The sequence below is a fragment of the Pseudacidobacterium ailaaui genome, from assembly GCF_000688455.1.
In the GTDB taxonomy this organism is placed as follows: Bacteria; Acidobacteriota; Terriglobia; order Terriglobales; family Acidobacteriaceae; genus Pseudacidobacterium; species Pseudacidobacterium ailaaui.
Genome location: NZ_JIAL01000001.1, coordinates 3,585,150 through 3,600,586 on the forward strand (window position 1 = coordinate 3,585,150; position 15,437 = coordinate 3,600,586).

The 15,437-nt window shown below is 56.9% G+C and carries 8 protein-coding genes; 1 reads left to right on the forward strand and 7 read right to left on the reverse strand.

Features of this window, described 5'->3' with window-relative positions; translation table 11 throughout:
• Nucleotides 1-113: 113 nt before the first annotated feature.
• Nucleotides 114-4,562 (reverse strand): glutamate synthase large subunit, encoded by a 4,449-nt coding sequence (gltB, locus tag N655_RS0116005; RefSeq protein WP_026443796.1) that lies wholly within the window; start codon nucleotides 4,560-4,562, stop codon nucleotides 114-116.
• Nucleotides 4,563-4,773: 211 nt separating this feature from the next.
• Here gltB and N655_RS0116010 point away from each other — a divergent pair, with 211 nt between their 5' ends.
• On the forward strand, nucleotides 4,774-5,808 hold the full coding sequence (locus N655_RS0116010; RefSeq protein WP_155987629.1) for an arabinan endo-1,5-alpha-L-arabinosidase: 1,035 nt from the start codon (nucleotides 4,774-4,776) through the stop codon (nucleotides 5,806-5,808).
• An 85-nt stretch (nucleotides 5,809-5,893) separates the two neighbouring features.
• On the opposite strand, the gene N655_RS0116015 is transcribed toward N655_RS0116010, so the two are convergent.
• The 6 genes from N655_RS0116015 to N655_RS19485 form a co-directional block, all read right to left on the reverse strand.
• Entirely contained in the window at nucleotides 5,894-6,106 is a 213-nt protein-coding gene (locus N655_RS0116015; RefSeq protein ID WP_044934905.1) for a DUF2934 domain-containing protein, read from the reverse strand.
• 102 nt (nucleotides 6,107-6,208) lie between these two features.
• Nucleotides 6,209-7,570, reverse strand: a complete 1,362-nt coding sequence (locus N655_RS19475; RefSeq protein WP_081823843.1) for an alpha/beta hydrolase family protein — start codon at nucleotides 7,568-7,570, stop codon at nucleotides 6,209-6,211.
• 125 nt (nucleotides 7,571-7,695) lie between these two features.
• Complete coding sequence (locus N655_RS20975; protein ID WP_026443799.1) at nucleotides 7,696-10,074, reverse strand: exo-beta-N-acetylmuramidase NamZ domain-containing protein; 2,379 nt, start codon at nucleotides 10,072-10,074, stop codon at nucleotides 7,696-7,698.
• Nucleotides 10,075-11,565, reverse strand: a complete 1,491-nt coding sequence (locus N655_RS20980; protein ID WP_044934907.1) for a sodium:solute symporter — start codon at nucleotides 11,563-11,565, stop codon at nucleotides 10,075-10,077.
• Entirely contained in the window at nucleotides 11,565-13,646 is a 2,082-nt protein-coding gene (locus N655_RS0116035) for a beta-N-acetylhexosaminidase (protein WP_026443800.1), read from the reverse strand. Before N655_RS0116035 ends, N655_RS20980 begins: the two co-directional genes overlap by 1 nt.
• Nucleotides 13,647-13,855: 209 nt before the next feature.
• Nucleotides 13,856-15,379 carry a YncE family protein gene (locus tag N655_RS19485; protein ID WP_044934911.1) on the reverse strand — a complete coding sequence of 508 codons (1,524 nt, stop codon included), beginning with the start codon at nucleotides 15,377-15,379 and terminating at the stop codon, nucleotides 13,856-13,858.
• Between the last annotated feature and the right edge of the window lie 58 nt (nucleotides 15,380-15,437).

Sequence of the window (15,437 nt, forward strand, 5' to 3'; positions counted from 1 at the left end):
CAAAGAAGTTAACAGATTTCCCCGACCTCGCACCGGTCATCAGGAAGAACAGCAAAGAAGAAGGGCGTGATCGGGATTCGACCACGCCCTGCATTTTTAGTATAGCGGTGCCGTCAAGCTTGGGGTTTCGGGGTGAGGCGGATAAACCGCTCACTGAATCGCTCCCACTCAGAAAGCAGCCATTTGGCGCGCGTGCTCCCGGTTTTTTCGGCGTGAAGGGCAATCAGGTCGCGAAGCTCCTGCTGCGCTGCTGCGTCGAGTGTGGAGCAAAGCTCAGCCAACAGGAAATCGTCGTGGTAGCGTTTTTGGCGGAGGAACTTGCCATCTTCGTCGAAGACCCAGGCCAGGCCCCCGGTCATTCCCGCACCAAAGTTGATCCCGGTGCTGCCGAGAATCACTGCGGTGCCACCAGTCATGTATTCGCAGCCGTGATCTCCTACTCCTTCAACCACTGCCAGCGCGCCCGAGTTGCGAACAGCAAAGCGCTCACCTGCGCGGCCCGCAGCGAAGAGGCGGCCGCTGGTTGCGCCATAAAGGGCGACATTCCCCAAAATCACGTGCCGTTCGCTCTCAACAGCTGCGCGGCCCTGTCCGCGAAGGATGATTTCTCCGCCGCAGAGTCCCTTGCCGACGAAATCATTGGCGACACCATCGAGCGTGAGGGTCATACCGGGAACGGCGAATGCTCCGAAGGACTGTCCAGCCACGCCTTTCAGATGAAAGACCACTGGGGCCTTTGGTTCGACGCCATGGTCCTGAAGGAGGGCAAGCTCGCCGGCAATTCTGGCTCCGAGAGTGCGGTTTTCATTCGTGATTGTGGCGTTGATCTCAAAGGGTTTCCCGTCTTTATAGGCAGCCACGGCGGGCGAGACCCATGCATCGTCGATTTCAGAGCGTTCCTGGGGGCGAAGATTCCGCTGGCCCTGCCAGCAGCGTACCGAACCGTTGACGGGAGCGGCCAGCAGCGGTTTGAGGTCGAGTCCTCCGTCGTAGCGCACCTGTTCGAGCAGGTCAGTACGGCCGATGGCGGCTTCAAGTGAGGGCAATCCAAGTTTGGCGAGCCAGAGCTGGATGTCGCGCGCGAGTTCTTCGAAGAACTTCACCAGATTTTCTGGGCGTCCGCGGAATTTGGCGCGCAGGTCTGGCCGTTGTGTAGCGATTCCGGTGGGACAGGTATTGAGGTGGCACTGGCGGGCCATGTCACAGCCGAGTGCAACAAGGACTGCGGTACCGAAAGCGTACTCGTCAGCGCCAAGCATGGCGGCGTAGAGAACATCTTTTGCCGTGCGCAGGCCGCCATCGGTACGGAGGCGGACTCGCCCACGGAGACCGTTGCGGATGAGGACCTGCTGCGATTCAGCCAGTCCAAGCTCCCAGGGATTGCCGGCGTATTTAATGCTCGATAGCGGCGAGGCTCCGGTGCCGCCGTTATGTCCGGCAATGACGATGTAGTCAGCGTAGGCCTTTGCTACCCCTGCGGCCACGGTGCCGACCCCCAGCTCAGAGACTAGTTTGACGCCGATCGCAGCATTCGGGTTGACGCGGCGCAGGTCATGGATGAGCTGGGCAAGGTCTTCAATCGAATAAATATCGTGATGGGGCGGAGGGCTGATGAGCTGGATGCCAGGCTGTGCGTGGCGCAGCCGTGCAATGAGCTCAGTGACCTTGTGACCGGGGAGCTGTCCGCCTTCGCCGGGTTTGGATCCCTGAGCAATCTTAATTTCTATCTCTTCGGCGTTCATCAGGTATTCCGCAGTGACGCCAAAGCGGGCAGAAGCAACCTGCTTGATTTTGTTGTTGAGCAGAGGTGCGGGGTAGCTCACGCCATTGAGGGTGAGTTCACCCTTAGGATTATAGACAGCGCGGTCTTCCCCGCCTTCACCCGTGTTGGAGCGGCCGCCGAGCATGTTCATGGCAGCAGTGATGGTCTGGTGTGCCTCCGGGCTGAGCGAACCGAGCGACATGGCGCTGGCAATAAATCGCTTGTAGTAATTCTGCGGAGGCTCGACCTGCTCCAGCGCAAGGGGGGAGCCAGCGGGTTTGATTTCGAGAAGGTCGCGGAGGACTGCGGGCTCTTTTTCAACCGCAATACTGGCAAAGGCGTTCCACGCTTGCCCGGGCTCGGTTGCCGTCGCGGCTGCTCCGCGTGCAGTACCGACTACGGTCTGCAGCAGACGAACGGTCTGCGGCTGCCATCCGTGAGGCTCGGATTTTTCGGCCTTGCGGAAGCGGACCCAGCCGTAGTCAGGCAGGTCTTTTACAGCAGTCGTAATGCCTTCGCCCTCGCCGGAGGCGCCCTCTTCGTTGAAACTCGCTGTCCAAAGATCGCGCACCATACTTTCCAGTGCGGTAAAACCAATGCCGCCAAGCGGCGCCGGAGTTCCAAAGAAGCACTTGTCGACGACTTCCTGGCTAAGACCAATGGAATCAAAGAGGTGTGCGCCACGATAGCTGTCCACGACAGAGATGCCCATCTTGGACATGATTTTTGCTAAGCCCAGGTCTAAGGCGTGCAGCAGGTTGGCTTCTCCCTTTTCCGGGTTGGCAGCGCGTGCAGTTTCCAGCGCCAACCACGGGCAGACTGCACCTGCTCCCATCCCGAGAAGCACGGCCCCGTGATGAAGGTCACGGCAATCGCCTGCTTCAACGGCAAGGCCGACCCGAGTGCGCTCCCCGGCACGGATGAGCGCGTGATGCACGGCGCCTGTGGCCAGGGCCATCGGAATGGGGATGGCGTTCTGGTTGCAGGTACGGTCAGTAAGCAGAAGAATGGCCGCGCCTCCGCGGACAAGATCAATGGCCTTGGCACAGAGGTCGTCCAAGGCCGAGAGTAGATTGCACGTAGGATGAAAGACGCAATCGAGGACAGCAAGAGGAAGCTCATCAGTCAGGCCATGCTGACGGCTGCGCAATGCTTCCATCTGGCCGAGCGAGAGAAAAGGCGAAGACAATGAGAGCCCGGGCAGAGGCGCTTTCTTATTGAGCAGATCTGGCCAGGGACCGAGGCGTGTGTGCAATTGCACGACGCAGGCCTCGCGCAGCGAGTCAATCGGCGGATTGGTGACCTGCGCAAAGCGTTGGCGAAAGTAGGCATAGACTGGGCGCGGCGTGCGCGCAAGCGGGGCCAGGGGTGTGTCATCGCCCATCGACCAGACGGCATCCTTGCCATCGTTGGCCATCGGCTGCAGAATCATTTTCACGTCTTCCCGCGTATATCCAAAGCCTAGCTGCAGACGCAGGAGTTCGGCGGAATCGAGGGTCGCAACTGGAGTGCCGGGGTCGAGGGTAGTCTCTTCAAGAAGATTCTCATACTGCGGCGCAGCGTTATCGAAGATTTGCAGGAGCTCTTCGTTCTCGTAGAGCCGCTGCTTTTCGATGTCAGCAACGATCATTTCACCGGGACCGAGACGTCCACTGTGAATGACGTGCTCCGGATCCAGGTCTACGAGACCGGCCTCTGAGCCGACAACGACTATGTCTTCGGTGACGAAAAAGCGGCAAGGACGCAGGCCATTGCGATCGAGTGCTGCTCCAATAAAACGCCCATCTGTAAAAGAGATGGCAGCAGGGCCGTCCCACGGTTCGAGTGCATCTTCGTTATAGGCGAAAAAGGCTGAATTGCCTTTTTCCTGTGCCGGAGGCAGCAGCAGGCGCACGGATTCAGCGATGGTCCGTCCGTTGTGCGCCAGCAGCTCCAGCATTTCATCCAGACTGGTGGAGTCTGAACCATCGGGGGTAAAGATGGGCTTCAGCTCTTCAGGCAGGGTGGCAGCGCGCGCATCCATGCGGGCGCGGTTGCCCCACACGGTATTAATCTCACCATTGTGAGCCAGCATCCGGAAGGGCTGTGCACGGTCCCAGGAAGGGGCCACGTTGGTGGCATAGCGCTGATGGAAGAGGGCAAAGGGTGTGATGAAGCGCGGGTCCTTGAGGTCCGGATAAAACTCCGGCAGCAGCCTCCCGGCACACATGCTTTTGTAGACCATGGTGGTCGAGGAGAGTGAGCAGATATATCCGGGCGCGCCGCTGCGCTCAAACTGCTTGCGAGCGAGATAGAGACGACGGTTCAGGTGCTCTTCACTATCAGCGGTAAGAAGCACGTGCCGGATGACGGGCATAGTAGAGAGGGCAATTTCTCCGAGGACTTCCGGGCGGGTAGGCACATCCCGCCATGCCAGCACGCGACAGCCCTGGGCGGCAAGGGCCTGCTCAATTTCACTGTGAGATTCGGCCACATCCTGCGGGAAGAAGACTACGCCGACGGCTAAAGGGGCTTCCGGAGCAAGCGTAATGCTACAGGATGCAAGCAGAAATTCACGCGGAATGCCGGTACAGATACCGATGCCGTCGCTCGACTTGCCATCAGCAGCGACTGCGCCGCGATGGGCGAGACGGGAAAGGGCCGTGAGCGCCTTGTCCAAAATGTCATGCGAAGGGCTGTTTTTGAGGGTGGCGATAAAGCCCACTCCGCAGGATTCATGCTCGAAGCGAGGATCCACAAGGGAAGAGACACCATTGCGTCCCGCCGGCACCGGCGAATCAGAGGATTTTATGTAGCCCATAACTAACTATACTTCGGTTTTCTTTGGCAAGCAGCAAAAAATTTAACGGAAATGCAATGAAACATCGCATAAAACGGCCTTATGCAAGTTTTGCTTATGCATCAGAGAAAAAAGATTTATCGCATGACTTGCAATCCTTTTCAGGTGTAGGGTTCTCGACGTGGGAAGGTGTGTGATAGTCTTCATGGCGGAGAAAACGATTTCCTAAACCATGACGATCTGCCAATCTCTTACTTCCTTATTTGCTTCTTTCCTGCTGATGGCCTCTTCTGTCGAACGGCCAAGGGCCATTCCGCTGACGGGCGACTTCTGGGGCACGCATGATCCTTCCATCATGCGCGAGGCAGGCACCTGGTATGTCTTTGCTACGGGGAAGGCCTCCGACGGAGGGCAATTTCAGGTCCGCTGCTCGAAAGACCTGCAAGAGTGGAAGCTATGCGGCCATGTTTTTGATCAGATTCCAGAGTGGATCCAGAAGGACAGTTCAGGCACCAAAGAGCTCTGGGCCCCGGACATCTCTTATGAAAACGGCGAATACCGGCTGTACTATGCCTATTCCCTCTTTGGAAAGAACCTCTCAGGCATCGCCCTCGCCACCAACAAGACCCTCGACCCTACGAGAAAAGACTACAAATGGATAGACCGGGGACTGGTGCTCAAATCCACAGCGGCGGATGATTTCAATGCTATCGATCCGAATTTTGTCCGCGACGCGGAAGGTCATGCATGGCTGGCCTTTGGAAGCTTTTGGAGCGGAATCAAGATGCGCCGCCTGGACGACAAGACCGGGTTGCTGTCTTCGACAGATACCAGACTGTACTCGTTGGCATCGCGTCGCAAACCGGAAAACCCGCCGGCACCCCGACCTGATCTACCGCCGGACTGGCAGGCAGTGGAAGCACCTTTCGTGGTGTATCACGGAGGTCATTATTATCTCTTCGTCTCCTGGGACCTGTGCTGCAGAGGAATCCACAGTACCTACCGGACGATGGTGGGACGTGCGGAGCGGATTACCGGTCCCTATGTAGACAAAAACGGAACGCCGATGACAGAGGGTGGAGGGACAGAGCTGCTCCATGGAAACTCGCGGTGGCTGGGACCGGGAGGGGAGTCCGTGTGGATGGGCAAAGATGGACAGGACCTGATGGTCTTCCATGCCTATGATGCTCAAAGCGGGAAGCCTGCGCTGCAGATTTCCACCATTGTCTGGCGAGATGGCTGGCCGGAGGTGACGCTGGGGCAGTGAGGGCTGCTGAACACGCGAGGAACAGACAAAATCAAAGCGCCGCAAACCGCAGCGCCGGAGGGTGAAAAGCAAACAAACGTGGATTTTACGAGGCGCGCATCAGCTCCTGCTCAGCGCGGTACCAGTCTTCTTCGTGCTTTCCATGCGTGCGTCCGCGTTCCACCCAGAGCTGGTGCGCACGCCGTGCAATTTCTTCGTGCGTAGGACGGATCGGAACCGGCTCAGAGGCAGTCTGGGTCTTTTTTCTGGCCGAAGTCTTACGCGGTTTTGAGGTTTTCTCAGCTTTCGGAGTTGGCATGGGGGCGATGTTTTCCTCCTAAAGAATGGTTTCTTTTATGATACGAAGCCTTCAGAAACGCTGAAAGCCGTTTTTCCCGAAAGGATTGACCAAAGAGGAACATCATCTGCCCCAGAACTTGCTGGCAAACTCAAGGAAAGCAGGCCAGTTGGGTAACGGTGTATGTCCGTCGCTGTGCTGTCGGAAGCCCAGGGATCCGTCCAGCAGCGCTTTGCCGATGGGCGGGAACTGATTGGTACCCAGTCCCTGCTTGCCGAGCAACTGGTAGACCGGCCCTGCGGCAACCTCGGCCAGAAACATGCCACGGGCATCAGCCCATCCATCACCCTCTGCTGATCCGGCGCCGATGAATACGGGGCGAGGAGCACACAAAGCAATCAATTCATGGGCGTCTACGGGCAAGTCCTTCACGGTGAGAGGGCCGGCATATTTGAGGAAGTTTCCCGCCATCCAGTGGTATTCGTTGGGAGCGGCGACGTTTTCGAGCGGCTCGCCAAAATTGTGCCGGAAGAGCTTGGCGCCGCCTGCTCCAGATGAACTGATGTAAGCAATGGAGAAGCGCTGGTCGTAAGCCATGGTGACCAGTGCGGCCTTGCCATAGCGGGAATGTCCGCTGATGCCGACGCGCGTGGCATCCACGGCTTTGTCGGTCTTCAGGTAATCCAGGACGCGGCCCGCCCCCCAGGCCCAGGCGCGAAGCGTACCCCAGTCATCGGGCCTGCGAGGCTGGCCTTTGTTCATGAGTCCGATGATGCCACTGGTGAGTCCGGCACCCTGATCAGCCTGATAGCTGGTCGGGATGAGGATGGCGTATCCCCAGCCTCGGGCCAGGACCTGCTCCTGCCAGGTTGGACCGGGAGGCGGTGGAGGGAGTTTGATACCGTGTTTTGCCAGTTCAGCCATGAAGACCGGATCAAATGTGAACTCGATTATGACAGGGACTCGGGCTTTTGCCTGGGCCGGAAGCGTAAGAGTGAGCGGAATGGAGACCTGGATCGCGGGATAAAAAGCATTGTCTACGTGGCCGATGAGCTTCTTTGTGACCACCGGTATGCCACCGATGCTTTCGCGTGTTGTGCTCTTTAACTCCCATGTAACTCGGGGCAGATGGGAGGGCAAGCAGCCGTAGATCTCGCGGTCAAATACTTCTACCAGTTCGGGACGGCGCTGTTTCCACCACATTCCAGCGGTGGTCACAGGCTTTCCATTGTCCAGGACCAGCGGATTGGGTAAAGGAGAAAATGGTCCGGCCTTGGATTCGTCATAGTTGGCTGCATTGGGGGCCGCGGGATTTCCACTCACACCATGCCGTAGGGAATGGATGTGCAGCAGGTCCATCATACGCTGATGGTCCTGCTCGGAAGTAAGCTGCACAGGAGCAACCGTCTGCGCGGTCCAGGCCATACCAGAGCCAACACAAAAGACCGCAACCGTCCAGCAAAGAGAATGGCGGAAAACTGACAAGCGAAACCACCTTTTTGAACCAAGATAAAGATACCGAAAAAGTACGGTGGCGGAAGGCAAAAACCAACCAGGAATGATGAGACACAAAGGGCCCTATGGTTTCGGTAGAGAAAAACAAAGGCAAGTTAATACAGAAGTGCCTGTTTCCTCCGGCTTTCAAACTGCTGGAGTGAAGCACGCCAGTCTTCGGCGATATGTTGCGGATCACTTCCCTGCCGCAGCATCTCAAAGACATGCTGGTTGGCGAGCAGGGTCTGGATGCGGTCGATCCTGTATTGTTCCGGATAAAGCTTATGCAGGGCGGCTGCAATTTCAATTCCCAGCTCCGGAGAATCGAGTACATCGCGTGAGGTCAACAGGATGCGGACTCCCTGGCAGAGCTCGTCGCCATAAGGGTAGGGCTTTTGCGGAGTAAACAGAACAGGAACAAAACGCACTCCGGGGATAAACCTGCGGTTCAGATACCGTGCCAGCGAATGGGCGTGGATCCATGGCGCGCCCAGAATCTCAAAGGGGGTATCGGTCCCGCGTCCCACGGAAATATTTGTTGTTTCAATCAGTCCCAGGGCAGGATAGAGCGTGGCCTCTTCCAGGTCCCTCAGGTTCGGTGAGGGATGGATCCATGTGAGCCCGGTGGAATCATACCAATCACCTCGCTGCCACCCCTGCATTCGGACCACAGTGAGCGGAGCGTGGAGGTCTCGTTGCTGATTGAAATAACGTGCAAGTTCGCCCATGGTCATCCCGTGCCGTACGGGCAATGGCATGTAATGGACGTAGCTTTCGTCTCCTTCATCTGACAAAGGCCCCTGAACGAATGCTCCATTGATAGGATTGGGCCGATCGAGAACAACGATGTCTGTTCCGGTTTTACCGGCGACCTCAAGAAAATAGGCCATGGCCGTCTCATAGGTGTAAAACCGCACTCCAGCATCTTGTAAATCAATGATGACAGCATCCAAATCACGCATCATTTCGGGCGAAGGACGCCGCTGCGCCTCCGTTGCACCATAAAGGCTCACTACGTGAATTCCGGTCTGCGGATCGATAGAGTTGCCGATGCTGGTCGTGTCCTGCCGGCCCTGAATGCCATGTTCTGGACTGAAGATGGTCTTCAGTTCGATCCCGGGGGCGTGCGCCAGAACATCGATGGTCCGCCGACCGTCCGCGTCCACGCCGGTCTGGTTAGTGAGCAAGCCGATCCGGAGGCGCCCGCCATGTTTGCTGGCCAACTCGCGCAACTGGGCAAAGCGGGTGGATTCGAGGACGTCGATGCCTGTCCTGACTTCAGCGTTGCGGGCTATCCAGCGACGCATCCCACTCAGCGATTCGTTATAACCGGTCAGTGTCGCCGAAAGCCTTCCCTGGTCTGGAGCAACGCCCAGCGCAATCGCGACGGCATCAGCAATCCTGCTGCGCAGTGCAGTAATGCCGGTAGGACCATTGGGGTGCACGGCATTCGCGAGAAGGATGACATAAGTATCAGAGATCGGGTCAATCCAGAGCGAGGTCCCTGTGAATCCGGTATGACCGAAGGAACCGACCGGAAAAATGGTGCCGCGATTGCTGGAGAAGGGCGATTCAATGTCCCAGCCGAAGCCACGGAGTGCCGTACCGGTCGCAGGCTGCTCAGGCGTGACCATTTTCATCAGGGCCGCGCGTGACACCGGAAAGCGGCTGGGCCTTCCTGCAAGCTTATCCAGTAAAGCCTGTGCGTAGAGCGCGACATCGTCCGCAGTGCTGAAAAGGCCGGCATGACCAGCAACGCCTCCCATACGGCGGGCTGTGGGATCATGCACGATGCCGCGCAACATCACTCCATACTCATATTGCGTAGGGGCAATCTGTGGTCTCCATGCCGCAGGAGGAAGATAGCGGGTATGCTTCAGTCCAAGGGGCCGAATGATGTTGCTGAGCACGTACTGGTCTTCGGTCATGCCGGAGAGCTTTTCCACCAGAGCGCCCAGCACAATGAAGTTGATGTCACTATACAAAAAGCGCACACCGGCCGGGTAATCCGGCTGGACAGCAAAGGCACGTCGAAAGGCCTCGGCCTTCCCTTCCCACGGAGTGGAGAGGGAAAGATCGGGTGGCAATCCGGAGTAGTGGGTCAGCAACTGGCGTATTGTGATCTCTGCTTTGCCATTTGCAGCAAATTCCGGAAGGTACCTGGCGACGGGATCATCAAAGCGCAGCTTGCCTTGATCAAAAAGCTGCATGATGGCGGTTGCGGTCATGAGCGGCTTGGTAAGTGAAGCCATGTCGAAGACGGTATCCGGAGTCATTGGCTCGCGGGTGGGTTCGAGTGAACGTGCACCGTAAGCCTTACGGAAGACCACATGGCCGCCATGTCCGACCTCGACGACAGCGCCAGGGAGACGATGCTCGGCAATGGCCTGCTGAACGAGTGCGTCGATAGCCGAAAAACTTTCTGACTGCTGGGCAAAGGCGCTGGCACAACTGAGACACAACAGAACGAGCCAGAGCTTTACGAGTGCGCGCATTTAGATCCTGCTCCTTGCTGCTTGGTTTCCACCGCCCCGACTGAAGAAGTATCCGAGAACGAACGTAACTGTAGAACCAATCAGTACATACCAGGTCCACGCAATTTTGGGCAGAACAAACCCGTACACAGAAAGAGGCCCGCTTTGCCTCCACAACATGACATTCACGACGCAGCCAGCAATCAGGCCAATCATGGCGCCGGTTTCTGTGGCCCGTCGGGTAACAGTCCCCAGCAGGAAGACGCCAAGCATTCCACCATACAAAACCGATGCGATGGAGAGACCAATCTCCAGCACGTGGCCTCCGCTACGGGAAAGAATGGCCAGAAACAGAAGTACGGCCGCCCACCCGAATGTCATCCAGCGTGAGATTTTCGTCTTCTGCTCTTCACCTTGCTGCTGATGACGAGGGAGATAGAAATCGACCATGGAGGTAGAGGCCAGCGAATTGAGCGCAGCGCTGAGGTTGGACATGGCCGCGGCAAGGATGGCGGCAATCATAAGACCGGCAATCCCAACCGGCATCTGATGCACAATGTAGAGCGGAAATATGCGGTCAGGGCTGGCCGCATGCGGCGGTCCTCCTGCGATGCGGTAGTAGACAAACAGACCGGCCCCGATCAAAAGAAAGAGCGAGAACTGGATGAAGATGACCAGACCGCTGGACAGGAGGGCCAGCCGCGATTCGCGCAGATTTTTTGCAGCGAGCAGCCGTTGCACCATTAACTGGTCAGTGCCGTGACTTGCCATAGTCAGGAAACATCCGCCAAGCAGGCCGGCCCAGAAAGTATAGGTTTCTGTAACGGACACCGCGAAGTGAAAGACAGTGAATTTGTGCGCGGACGAGGCCACTGCAATCAATGAATGCAGACCGCCGGGAATGTGATGCGTTATGCTCCAAAGACTCACAAGCGTGCCCAGGACGTAAAGACACATCTGCAGGACATCGGTCCAGATGACGGCCTTCATTCCGCCCTCAAAGGTATAGAGTAGCGTGAGCAGGGACAAGATCATGATGGAGGCAATGTCTCCCGTACCGAATGCAACCCCCACGACGATTGCTACGGCAAAAACACGGACCCCCTCAGCCGCTGCGCGCATCAGCAGAAACAGGAAGGCCGTAGTGCGATGCAAGCGACTGCCAAAACGTTCGCCGATAATCTGATAGGCCGTCATCAGCTCTCCGCGGAAGTATCGCGGCAAAAAAAGGACGCAGATGACGCCGCGCCCCAGAAGATATCCCATAACGAGCTGCAGAAAACCAAAGTCTGTGGTGTAAGCGATGCCGGGAACGCTGATAATGGTCAGCGTGCTGGTCTCAGCAGCAACAATTGAGAGTGCAATCGCCCACCAGGGAATGTTTCGGTCTGCCAGAAAATAGCTTCGGATGGAGCGCTCGCCGCGGCTGCGGAAGCGCAGTCCGAACCAGGTGATACCCAACAGATACAAAACAACAATGATGAGGTCTGGGGTACGCAGAGGAATGTGCATCAGTTGACCTGCTCAATTCCGATGGACCCGGGAGAGGGCAGGGTATGCGAGTTGACCCATTGCTCCCGCGCGGTCCGGATTTTGTCTGCGCGGGCTATCCATAACTGCATGGCCATATCGTACTGGGCGAGTACATTGTCGAGCCAATAAGGGCGGTTTTCTTTGAGCCAGGCCTCCCGGTAAAGGTCGCGGAGGTAGCCATATCCGTCACGCAAATCCTGGCAGCGGCCATTCACACCCGAGAGGTTCCACAAATCGCGCGACATATGCCTGCTTACTTGAGGGTCCTGCTGTCCGTTGTATAAGCGAAGGTATTGCTGGGCAATGCTGCTGGCCGTCTGAAACTTGAAGGCAAGAAAATCCATTCGGCGCGCCCCAAGTTCCATGGCGTCAATGGCGTCCTGCTCCTCAAGATTTCCCGCGCGCCGCGCCGCGGCAATGAGCGTCAGGGCCCGCTCGGCATTCTGGCGCACCTCAGCCAGTGCTGGCTGGATTTTGGCCATCACTCGCTGGCCTTCGGCACTCCATGGGTCGAGCCAAAAAAGAGAATCGCGCAGATCTCCGATTCCCGTCTTTTCCATGGCCTGGTGCGCAGCAATCAGAGCAAGCTGTGCCTGACTGAGGTCTCCTGTGGTGTCGTGATGAAAGACAGCTCCGTAATTGTTCTCAAAATCTGTGATGCTGCTCTGACCCGGCTGCCATGCCGCCGCTGCGCCGAACAAGACCCCATACCAGTCTTCTGCAAAGAGGCCCTCGCCATCATCGTTCCAGATGGTATTTAACATGCCGGTACTACCGGCCTTCTGGCCGTCTGCCACAAAGCCTTGAATATTGCCAAGCGCAAGCTCGTTATTGGGATATACCCGGTTCCAGTTATTGACGCCAGGAGCGACCCATGTTTCCATGCCAGCACTTGTATATGGGTCAAGCCACCTGCTGAAGCCACCAGGCTCCGGCTCATAATGCCATGCGACAGCTACCATGTCCCGGGGAAGATCTTTCACACGTGCAGGATCGTTCATGGCCACGTCCCCCCAGAAGAGCAGCCTGCGGTGCAGCGGTGCAAGTTCGTCGTGGATCTGCTTCAGGAAGTCTACATAGACCGCCCCAAGGCCACGCTGCTTTACGTCCTGAGCGGTCCTGCCCTGGCCCAGTTCAAAGGTCTCGTCCGCGCCAATATGGAGAAACGGACCGGGAAAGATTGCCGCAAGCTCCGTAAACCATTGCCGAATTAAAGCAAGCGAACCAGGATCTCCAGGCGCGAGAACAGCTCCATCCGGGACTTCTGCCAATGATGCGTACTGCTGCCAGGTAAGTACATGATGCAAATGCCCAAAGGCCTCCTGCTCCGGGACAATCGTGATGTGATATTGCTTTGCATACTCGACAAGTTCTTTTGCCTCGGCCTGCGACATGGACCCGCCGGGAAGGGCAGGCAGCGGATGAGACGCATACTGCATCGTGTTCTCAAAATAGGGTGAGTACACGTTGAGCTTGAACGCAGCAAAAGTGCGGACCTGCTTCTTCTGAAATTCGAGCGTTGGGACCGGGCCCCGCGAGAGATCATCATGCACGCCGCGATACTTCATCGCTGGCCAGTCACGGATGACGCAACCGCGAAGTACGGCGTTCTCTCCAGTGCCGGAAGTCAACTGCTTGATGGTTTGAACGCCATAAAAGACGCCGGCCGAGCTGTGCCCTATGACATACACGTCTCTGCGGGAGGTCACCAGAACATACCCTTCCTCGTACATTTGGGGCAGAAAAGACTGTCCGGACTGGGAGAGAATACGCCGGGCAGACGGGTCAGAGTCCCGCAGAAGATGAATGCGAACAGAAGACGCTTTTGCAGCGAAAGGAACTCCCCGGGCCTTCAGGTCATCGGAAAGATCTCGGGCCGCGAATTTATCGTCTTGTTGGTTTCCGGGCACAGAAACCTGCACACCGTGTGCCAGAGAAATATCTTCCCTGCTCTGAAATTCACGAGGTTCCGGGATGAGCGCAGGGCGTTTGGACTGGCAGAATCCAGCAAAAACAGCAACGGACAAAAACACGAAGAGAACGGCAGTATGTCTTCTCACGTAAGGTCCTCTGGAACTTCCTCAGACCATCCGAAGATGGAAGGAAGGGGAAGCAAAACCGGATGCTGAATCAAGAAAACAAGAAATTCCGTGCTTGATTACTTTGATAGAAGACTATACTGCCGATGGCAGAGCAAGTCAAGAAAAAGGCGCCGCTGATCTGACGGCGCCTCACGCAGATGCCTCTTGAGAGGCTTGCCTGTCCTCACTCACGGGGCCCCAGAACCTGCGGAACGACTTTGTGTGATGCTGTTGGCGCTCGTACCGCTGGTACCGGCATATTGGGTCGTGGTCCGCAGATCTACCCCATAGCCCTGAAGAAGGATGGATGAGGACACAATATCCGTATCTGTGCGGATCACGGTCACATAGGGACTGTCCTGGGCAACCGTGTAGACCTTGCCCGCGGGGTAATTATAAGTAGAAGCGATAGACCGCGGGTGGCCATTGACAGTAAGGGTCTTTTCTACTGTAAAGCTCGACAGATTGATGACGCTTACAGTGCCGTTCCCTTCATTGGCTGTATATGCGCGGCTACCGTCCTGCAATACTGTCACCGCCGCAGGATGGCTTCCTGACGGCAATTTCACCGTTGCTAGGACATGGCCGAAGTTGGCTGTGTCGGTGTAGCCCTGCACCGCCCCGTTGATGCTCACATCGATGATGCTGACCGAGTCATCATCGTAGTTTGCAGTCACCAGAAGCGCAGATGGGCTGTAAATGTCCGCGTGCACCGGGCCGGCGCCGACTGTGATGGTGGCATTTTTTAGATAAGTGCTGGGAGAATTTGTGTCCAGCGCGTTTTTGTAGCTGTCAATCACAGTAATTGTTCCGCTGCCGCGGTTCAGAATAAATGTTCTGCGGCCATCCGAGGTCATCAGGCCATAGACCGGACAGACCCCCAAGGGAAGCTGACTGGTTACAGTATTGGTCGCAAAATCGATTCCATCTGCTTCGCCCGTAGTTGTCACCGAAGAAGGGGTATCACATGCTCCCCACTTGAGGTTACCGCCCTGTAAGTTACCCTGGCTGATGGCATAGAGTCGCTGTGCATTCGAGTTTCCGACGGCCACTGCATTGATCAAGCCAGGAGCGACGGGGATCTCCAGCTTGAGCGAAGGCGGACTTCCAGTCAAAACTCCAATCGCGGGGCTCCCATTCAGGTCAGAAGTGAAAGGCTCCACGACATACTGCCCGGAGGTGGTGGTTAGGATATTGGTCGGAACCGTGGCCACTTGATTGCTTTCAGGCAAAGTGGTGTTCTGGACCTTGTTGGTCTGAAGGCTGGTGCTAAGAGGCACCGTGCTGAGAGTACTGGTGCAGGTCCCGGTGGGGTTACCGCTGCTGTCCGTGGCTTCTGTGACGTTTACGCTGTAAGCAGTAGAGCCTGAAGGATCAAGAGCAAAGGTCAAGGGGCCAGGACCCACATTGGCCTGGGCCATGATGCTGTCACCGGAGAAGTCAATCAGGGTGACTACGCCTCCATTGTCGTAAGTTGAAGCTGTGGCCGGACACAACGACTGTGGAAAGGCCAGACCAGACGTCTGCCCATACCTCACTAGATTTGGCTGGGAAAATGCCACCAGATAAGCCGTCGGTTGCGGGGCCGGACCCGATGGCGTGACCGGCGTCACAACGGGGCGATATTGGTTTCCGCATCCTGCCGCAGCAAACAAGGCAAGCAGCGCCCCGGCGGCAAACCACGGGCGCTCAGGCCCTGTCAGACTTCGCACTCTTTGATACCTCACTCAGCAACAAATCCTATCGTTAAGAAAGCTGGGCAGTCCTGTA

Bases quoted from the DNA above. Each gene is read 5' to 3' on its own strand.
- N655_RS20980 (WP_044934907.1), bottom strand. From the start codon at position 11,565: ATGCACATTCCTCTGCGTACCCCAGACCTCATCATTGTTGTTTTGTAT.
- gltB (WP_026443796.1), bottom strand. From the start codon at position 4,562: ATGGGCTACATAAAATCCTCTGATTCGCCGGTGCCGGCGGGACGCAAT.
- N655_RS20975 (WP_026443799.1), bottom strand. From the start codon at position 10,074: ATGCGCGCACTCGTAAAGCTCTGGCTCGTTCTGTTGTGTCTCAGTTGT.
- N655_RS0116015 (WP_044934905.1), bottom strand. From the start codon at position 6,106: ATGCCAACTCCGAAAGCTGAGAAAACCTCAAAACCGCGTAAGACTTCG.
- N655_RS0116010 (WP_155987629.1), top strand. From the start codon at position 4,774: ATGACGATCTGCCAATCTCTTACTTCCTTATTTGCTTCTTTCCTGCTG.